We start from the raw sequence: 7868 nt of genomic DNA, 5'->3' as shown, positions 1-7868 counted from the left end.
CCGACCTGCTGCATGGCCGGCCGGTACCGCGCAGCGGGCTGCGCTGGAAATGGGAAGTGGCGCCCTTCGGCGAAGAAGGCCGCCACACCCGGCGTGTGCATTCGATGGCGGCGTGGCCCGACTGGCGCCACGCCTAAGGCGGTCAGCAGGCTTCAGACCAGCTGTGCGTCGAGGCTCACATTGATGGCGCCAAGCGCCCGCGACACCGGGCATTCGGCCTTGGCCTTCTCGGCCAGTTCCTGGAACTTGGCCGCACCGACGCGCCTGTCAGCCGCCCCGCTCGGGATGAGTGATGTCGCGGGTGCGCCTGAGTGCGTCGATGGTCTCTTCGTAGCGCAACCGGGCCACCCCCATGAACAGGCAGTCGACAATTGCCAGATGCGCGATGCGACTGACCATGGCACCAGCGCGCAGCGAGCTTTCACGCGCACGGGCGACGAGATGCTCATCGGCAGTCCGCGCCAGCGGCGAATCCGGTACGCCGGTAATTGCAACCGTAAGCGCACCGCTTTGGCGGGCAATACTGAGGAATTGCACCGTGTCCGTCGTCGTGCCCGAATGCGAAAACCCCATCGCGACAGTGCGCGGTGGCGATAGCAGGGCCACCGACCAGGCTTCGTGGGTGTCGGCCATGAGGGACGCATTGCGCCCCACACCAAACAGCTTCTGATGCAGGTCTTGCGCAACGAAGCGGCTCGCTCCGATCCCGAACAGCAGAATACGGTCGGCTTGGTCCATTGCAGCGGCGACCCGCTCCAGCGTGTCGAAGTCGAGGCTCGAAACGGTTTCCTCGATCGCCAGCATCTCAAGGGATGCTACCTTCGCCGCCACATCCCTGAGCGAGTCGGTACGGGCGATCTCGGCGCCCAATGTCAGGCCGGAGCCGAACTGCGCCGCTTCCTTGCCCAACTCGGTCGCCAGCGACATCCGCAGCTCGGTATAACCGCTGACGCCCACGGCGTTACAGAAGCGCACGATAGACGCTACCGAGGTGCCGCAGGCCTCCGCGATTTGCGAAATGGACATCTCAAGTACGCCTGCCGGGTTATCGCGGATGGCCTTCGCAATCCGACGCATGGTCGGTGTGAAGGTCGCTGCCGATGCCTCGATGTTCGATTGAATCCCCAAGCGTCACACGCCCAAGCTCGGGAAGGTCGTTGCCACCCAGTCTCCGAAGCGCCGGCGGAATCCCGAAAAGTCGGCGTGATCGCGATGTGGATGCACGCTGTTGGTAAGCAGCACACCGGCCACCTGTCGCCGGGGATCGACCACCCACAACGTGCCGGTGAAACCGATATGCCCGTACCCATCGAGTTCACCGAAGGACTCGCGATCGCGGATGCGTGGACCGAGGCCCTGGCCGAACGAACTGCCATGGCTCTCGCTGAGACCGTCCGTCACCATCTGCATGAGCCTTCCGCCTTGGAACAGGCGCTCGTTGAGGAAGCTTTCCGCGAACGCCAGAATGTCCTCTGCCGTTGCGAATAACCCCGCGTTGCCGACCTTGCCGCCGAGGAACCGGTTGAGTTCATCGTGCACCTCACCCCGCAACATCCCCCGCCCAACCCACGGCTGTTCCTCCGTCGCGACGGCGCGCGCCACATCGACGGGGCCGTACGATACCGACATCAGCCCAAGTGGCCCGGTGACAAGGTCACCGAGCAGTTCTTGCAGTGTCGCGCCTGTTGCGCGTTCTATCACAGCCCCGGCCGCGATGTAGCCGACGCACGAATACCGGTAAAGCTCATTTGGTCGGCTCTCAAGCGGACTGGCGAGCACGCGCGCGACTCGTTCGTCAGGGGGAACATCTGGGTCGCGCCACACGAACGACTCCGCTGGCAAGCCTGAGACGTGAAGCAGCAGCATCCGCAGCGTGATGTCGTCTGCTCCGGGGCCGCGTCCGATAGGCAGAATGCGCGCCACTGGTGCATCGAGGTCGACCCGGCCAAGCTCGGCCAGACGCAGCACAACTGCCGCCGTGAAGGTCTTCGACACTGAAGCCAAGTCGAACAGGCTGTCGGGTCCCACCGGGGTGGCGTCGTCGAGGGCATGCGTCCCCGCCGACACGACCGTCCGGCCGGCGGGAGTTGAGAGTCCCGCCGACGCCCCCGAGTAAAGTCGCTCCGCTACGCCTTCGTCGAGCAGCGCCTGTAGCTCCGCAGTGTAAGCCTGCGAAGCCGAAATCATGGCACCTGCACCTGGACCGGCCCGCCGGACTTGATGGACTCGAGGATGGCTTCGAGCACTGCCGTGACCTGCAGTCCCTCTTCGCCGGTGGCCAGCACCTCGCCGCGACCATTGGCAGCATCCACGAACTGGGCGATCGCATCCAGCACGAACCCGGTCATCCGGGGGCCGTATGGCGGAACGAGGATGGCCGGGTAGTCGATCGTGTCGGCGGTGTGGATTTCGAGGGTGCGGTTGTGGGTGGTGTCGATGTAGAGCGCGCCGTCCGATCCCAGCACTTCAAATTTCAAGTCGGTATTGGTCGGATTGCCCTCGGGCAGAATCCAGGCGTGCTCGAACACGGCAAGGGCGCCGGACTCGAACTCCGCCATGATCACGAACAGGTCGGGCGTATTGATACCCTGGCTTTCGAGTACCCCACGGCTCTCCCGGGCCGTCACCTTGACGATGCGTTCGCCGACGATCCACTGCGCAACGTCGACCATATGGCTCGCCAGGAACCACAGCGATGACGACGAAGAGGCCCACTTGATCATTTTGGCGATTGCAACGGTGTTGCTCAACCGCGCGTACACATACTTCACTTCGCCCACGCGTCCGTCGCGCACCGCCTGGTAGGCGTCGGCGAAAGGCGGATTTACGCGGTTGTGGAAGTCGACCATGAGGATGCCGCCACCTTCCTTGGCCGCATCCACGATGGCGCGCGCCTCTGCAACCGTGGTGGCCAGCGGCTTTTCGACGAGTAGGTGCATGCCGGCCTTCGCCGCGGCGATTGCGGGAGCCGTATGCAGGTGGTCGGGAGTGGCGACCGAGACGGCCTGAAGCCCGGGAATGGCAAGGAATTCGTTCAGGTCCGTGTAGATCGGCACCGGGCCGCTGGCGAATTTCGCGACCGCAGCTTCGGCGCGTTCGCGGTTGAGTTCTAGAACGCCGACCAGTTCGGCGTCGGGATGCCGGTCGAAGGTCTGGATGTGCCGGGACCCGAAAATCCCTGCGCCGATAACACCGAACTTCATGCTCGTTCCTTGTTTGTTGTCTGTTGATTGCTGCTGTGCACACAGGCGATCCTTTCGCCTGAGCGCATGTCACTGCTTCGTCCCGTGAACACCGAGATGAAGGGTGGATGGGAAGTGGGCGGCACAGATCCCGCCGCCTGCTCCGCAAGTCGTACGGCCCCCTCGAGGGATGAGCCGGAGCCAACCGCGTATTCTGCTTCGGTATGCGCCACCGCCATCGCCTCGGCCCACGCCCTCGCGATCCGGTCGATGCGGGAAATGCCCCCAATGAGCGCGACGCGCGGCGGGACAGCGGGGCCAAGCACCGCTGACGCTGCATCCGACAAATGCCCGGCCGCCTCGGTAAGGATGCGCCGCGCAACGTCGTCGTCCGCATCGGCCGCTTCGACGACATCCGGCACGAATCCCGCAAGCACGGCAGCCGGATTGGAGGTCCGCCGCAACGCGGTCGGCAGGTCGGCGAGGGTGCCGTAGCGGCGGTGGGCCGCATCCCGCAGCCGGCTCGATCCACCGCGCCGCCCATCTGCCCGTCGCAGCGCGGCATCGAGCCCCTGGGCCCCTATCCAGGCCCCGCTGCCACGATCACCGACCCATGGGCCCCATCCGTCCGCCCTTTTCCAGGTCGTCGCCAGATCGGTCCCGAGCGCGACAACTCCTGTCCCGGCCGCGATGACGGCACCTCCCGTCACACCCCAGGCGCCGACCAGCGAGGTTACCGCGTCCGAGGCGACAACGATGGTTTCCGCCGCCCATCGGCGACCGAGATCTGCCGCGACGTTCGGCGCATCGGCTCGTGCCATCAGCCCAGCCGCGCCCATTGCTACCGAGGAGACCGGGCTGTGAATGCAGAGCTGCTCCTTCAGCGCATCCAACGCCGCTTCGTAGCTGACACATCCATCCACGAGTTCGACACCCGGACCGGACACGACGCGTTCACCGTCGCCGCAGACAGTGGCGCGAGACCCCGTGCCGCCCACGTCGAGCGCAATGATCGTCACGTCACGCTACCGCTGTCAGCGCACTGTCCGCGCTGCGATCCGTTCTTGCGCTGCAGTTCGAGTGAGCTCATTTTATGCTGCCTGCCGTCAGTCCCTTCACCAGGGGGCGCTGCATCGCGAGGGCAAACAGCACGATCGGCGCGAGGATCAGCACGGCGGCCGCGCAAAGCGGGCCCCATTTGATCCCCTGGAACGTTATGAACTGGGCGACGTGGACGGTCAGGGTGACGGCCTCTGTCTGGCCTAGCACGACCGGAATGAGGAAGGCGTTCCACACGGCGATCGCCGTGAAAATCGCCGCAGTGGCGATTCCAGGCGCCACCATCGGAACCAGCACGTAGCGGAACAGCTGGACACGCGAAGCGCCGTCAATGAACGCGGCCTCCTCGATCTCGATGGGCGAGCCACGGAAGAACGCCAGCATGAGCCAGGTGGCGAACGGAATCGACAAGCCGGTCATGATGAACGAGATCGCGACCCAGTTGTCATAGAGGCCCACCTCGCTCACCATTCGATAGAGCGGGATGACCAGCACCACCGACGGGATCACCTGTACGATCACCATCACCGACGCCAGGGTTCGCCGGCCCGGAAACCTTAGGCGCGCAAACGCGTAGCCGCCGAGCGTCGCGACCACCATTACGCCCAGCGTTGCCGTAATGGTGACCAGCGCCGAGATCAGCGCGGCGTGCAGGAATCCCGGCGACGAGACGACATCGACATAGTTCTCGAATGTGGGCGTGAACGACAGCGCCTCCGACGCTGTCGCAGTCGCGTCGCGCGTGTTCTTGAGCGATGTCAGCAGGACCCAGGCCAGCGGAAAGACCGCGACAAGGCATGCAATCACCAAAGCGGCCTGAGTGGCCCATGTGCCGAAGACGGAACGTGTGCTCAAACCTGCGTCATCCTTATGTAGAAAAAGTAGACCGGGAACATCACGACCGTGAGCGCGATAGCCATCGCAGCCCCCTGGCCGAAATCGTAGTACTGGAACGTCGTGGCGTAGGAGATCAGCGAGACGGTGGATGTTGCGGTGCCGGGACCGCCCTTCGTCGTCGTGTAGATCGTGTCGAACAGGCGCACGATATCGACACACCGCACAATCAGGGTGACGGTGATCACCGGCTTCAGCATCGGCAATATTATGTAGCGCGTCTGCTCCCACCAGTTGGCGCCATCGAGCGAGGCGGCATGGCGTACATCGTCGCTGATCCCCGTCATTCCCGCGACCAGCATCAGCATCACGAACGGTGTGAACATCCACGAGTCGATCAGAACGATGACGCCGATGGCAAGGTTTGCGTTGGCGAAGAAGTTCACGCTGCCGCCGAACAGGCTCACAATCGAGCCGATGATGCCGAGGTCAGGGTTGAACATGAAGTTCCAGACAAGGCCGACGACGACCGGGGTGAGCAGCATGGGGATCAACAGCACCGTGCGCGCGATTTGAAAGCCGCGCAGCTGCCGGTGCAGGGCAACGGCCAGCAGGTACCCAAGGACGAACTGCACGATCAGCCCCAGCACGACGAAGACCAGCGTCACCAGGAGCGATCCCATGAAGCGCGGCGTGAAGACGGCCAGCATGAAGTTCTGCAGTCCGACGAAGTCGCCTGTGCCGCTGGTCAGCGACTGGTCGGTCACCGACAACCATACCGCCAGGCCTGCGGGCACGACGCCCACGACGAGCATGAAGATCCACGTGGGCACCACGAACAACGCGTCTTCAAGGCGCCGCCACCGGCGCACCGTTGAGGCTGGGGGGCCGGCGATCGCGCTGTCTGCGCGATCACCGGCTTCGATGGGAGCGATGCTCGTCACCCGTTGTACCGCCCGGACTGCACGAGGATGTTCAAGACGGCGTCCTGAGCTGCCGCCATTCCGTCATCCAGCGACTTCTGTCCGGTGACCATGGCGCTGATGTTCTGGCTGATCACCGCAATGATCTGGCTCAGTTCGGGAATGCGCGGAAGCGGCAGCCCGTCAGTGGTCGCCTCCCCGGCCGCCGCGAGGTAGGGCAGCTTCTCCAGGAATTCCGGATTCGAGGTCGTCGAGATGCGCGCCGGCGGCGGTGCGCCCGCGTCGATGAAGGCTCCGGCATTTTCGGCGCTGAGGGCCCATGACAGGAAGTCCCAGGCGGCCTGCTGATGCGTCGAAGCGCTTGAAATACCGGCGACCCAGCCGAACAGCGAACTGACCGGCTCGTAGGGTCCGTCTGTGCTCAGCGGCGTGTTTGCCGTTGCCACGAGGCCAGTGGACTTCGACGACGCCGTGTCGTTGACTGTGCTCCACCACCCCGACGCAAGGATCATCTGCCCGACATTGAGCTGGCTGAAGGAGTTGACCGCGTCGAACACGGTGGCCGATTCAACGCCCGGGGTGCCGTATTTTGCCAGCTCCAGGTAGCGCGCCATGACCGTCTTTGCGACAGGCGCATCGAGCAGGGGCTGGTTCGTCTCGGGGTCGAGCAAGCGACCGCCCGACGATTGCAGCATGCTGAGATAAAAGTATGCAGCGCCCGACGCGTCGTAGACCCCGCCATAGCCGATGTCGCCGGCCGCCTGGAGCGCCTTGGCGTTCGCCAGGGCGTCGTCCCACGTCTTGGCCGGAGTGAGGCCGAGCGTGGTGTAGAGGTCGGTCCGGTACCACTGAAGGTAGGGCTCGGTCGACAGCGGAACGCTGTAGCTCACGCCGTCATACTTGGCGTAGGCCTTCAGGCCTTCCGGGAAGTCGTCGTAATTGTAGTCCTTGTCGGCCGCGATGAGATCGTCGAGCGGGGCCAGCGCCTTCGCGGTGACGATCTGCGGCATGTATCCCGCATCGACCTGGGCCAGGTCGTAGGTCGCCTGCTTGCTCTTGGCAGCCAGGATGACTTTGGTCGCGAGTTGCTCGTACGGCACCTCGACGAACTTGATCTCGATGCCCGTCTCGCTCTGGTAGGTCTTGGCCAGAGCCTTGAGCCCATTGGCGCTCGGACTGTCCATCACCAGCATCGTTAGGGAACTCGGCTTCCCCGCATCCTGCGCCGAAGCGGCCCCACTCACAGCCATCAGCGCCATCAGACCTGCCGCTGTAACCAATATCCCACGCTTGTTCACAGTTACCTCTCTTCTGCTTGAACGCCCCAAAACTTCGGCATTGCCGGATGTTGACGAAGATTTTCGGGAATGTCAACAAGTCCGAAAATTTGTTACATCGGTGTCTCGGTCGAGGTAACGAACCGCGTTGCAAACGCGGGCCGACGGCGCGCCACCACAGGGTCATCGACGCCGCAAGGTTAGTCTTCGAGATGGTCGGTTGCCGCGGAAAGCTAGGGTCGGCTTCTGGAGGCGCTCAGCTGACTCTTGACGCCATCGATGCTCTCGACTGGGTGATCTCGCTGAGCCTCGTCAGCCAGTTGGCGCGTGCCGCGCCCGGCGCGGAGCGCCAGGTGGTCGACGGCCACCTCGACCGGCTCGCCATGCTTCCCTGCCCGGCGACGCTGATCACCGACCTCGATTACCGGGTGTTCAACCGCCACGGCGTGATGCTCGACAATGCCGACCTGCTGCATGGCCGGCCGGTACCGCGCAGCGGGCTGCGCTGGAAATGGGAAGTGGCGCCCTTCGGCGAAGAAGGCCGCCACACCCGGCGTGTGCATTCGATGGCGGCGTGGCCCGACTGGCGCCAC

The 7868-nt window shown here is 64.3% G+C and carries 7 protein-coding genes and 1 pseudogene; 1 reads left to right on the top strand and 7 read right to left on the bottom strand.

The features are described 5' to 3' along the window. Nucleotides 1-267: 267 nt before the first annotated feature. From VGV07_RS23280 to VGV07_RS23250, 7 genes are all read right to left on the bottom strand, one after another. Nucleotides 268-1128, bottom strand: coding sequence for a MurR/RpiR family transcriptional regulator (locus VGV07_RS23280; protein WP_326871136.1), 861 nt, complete (start codon nucleotides 1126-1128; stop codon nucleotides 268-270). Between the two features lie 3 nt (nucleotides 1129-1131). Next, nucleotides 1132-2187 (bottom strand): serine hydrolase domain-containing protein, encoded by a 1056-nt coding sequence (locus VGV07_RS23275; protein WP_326871135.1) that lies wholly within the window; start codon nucleotides 2185-2187, stop codon nucleotides 1132-1134. Beyond that, on the bottom strand, nucleotides 2184-3203 hold the full coding sequence (locus VGV07_RS23270; RefSeq protein ID WP_326871134.1) for a Gfo/Idh/MocA family oxidoreductase: 1020 nt from the start codon (nucleotides 3201-3203) through the stop codon (nucleotides 2184-2186). Before VGV07_RS23270 ends, VGV07_RS23275 begins: the two co-directional genes overlap by 4 nt. Next, nucleotides 3200-4201, bottom strand: coding sequence for an N-acetylglucosamine kinase (locus tag VGV07_RS23265; RefSeq protein WP_326871133.1), 1002 nt, complete (start codon nucleotides 4199-4201; stop codon nucleotides 3200-3202). Before VGV07_RS23265 ends, VGV07_RS23270 begins: the two co-directional genes overlap by 4 nt. Before the next feature lie 67 nt (nucleotides 4202-4268). Next, nucleotides 4269-5096 carry a carbohydrate ABC transporter permease gene (locus VGV07_RS23260; protein WP_326871132.1) on the bottom strand — a complete coding sequence of 276 codons (828 nt, stop codon included), beginning with the start codon at nucleotides 5094-5096 and terminating at the stop codon, nucleotides 4269-4271. Beyond that, nucleotides 5093-6019, bottom strand: coding sequence for a sugar ABC transporter permease (locus VGV07_RS23255; protein WP_326871131.1), 927 nt, complete (start codon nucleotides 6017-6019; stop codon nucleotides 5093-5095). The genes VGV07_RS23260 and VGV07_RS23255 overlap by 4 nt, the downstream gene beginning before the upstream one ends. Next, entirely contained in the window at nucleotides 6016-7191 is a 1176-nt protein-coding gene (locus VGV07_RS23250; RefSeq protein WP_326871130.1) for a sugar ABC transporter substrate-binding protein, read from the bottom strand. Before VGV07_RS23250 ends, VGV07_RS23255 begins: the two co-directional genes overlap by 4 nt. Before the next feature lie 377 nt (nucleotides 7192-7568). Between VGV07_RS23250 and VGV07_RS23245 the strand changes: the two are divergent. Further along, nucleotides 7569-7868 (top strand): annotated as a pseudogene (locus VGV07_RS23245) (hypothetical protein); the annotation flags it as partial.

This window comes from Devosia sp. (genome assembly GCF_035944845.1).
Classification (GTDB): domain Bacteria; phylum Pseudomonadota; class Alphaproteobacteria; order Rhizobiales; family Devosiaceae; genus Devosia_A.
The sequence above is the reverse complement of the archived record's forward strand: the minus strand, read 5'-3'. Positions and strand labels throughout refer to the sequence as shown.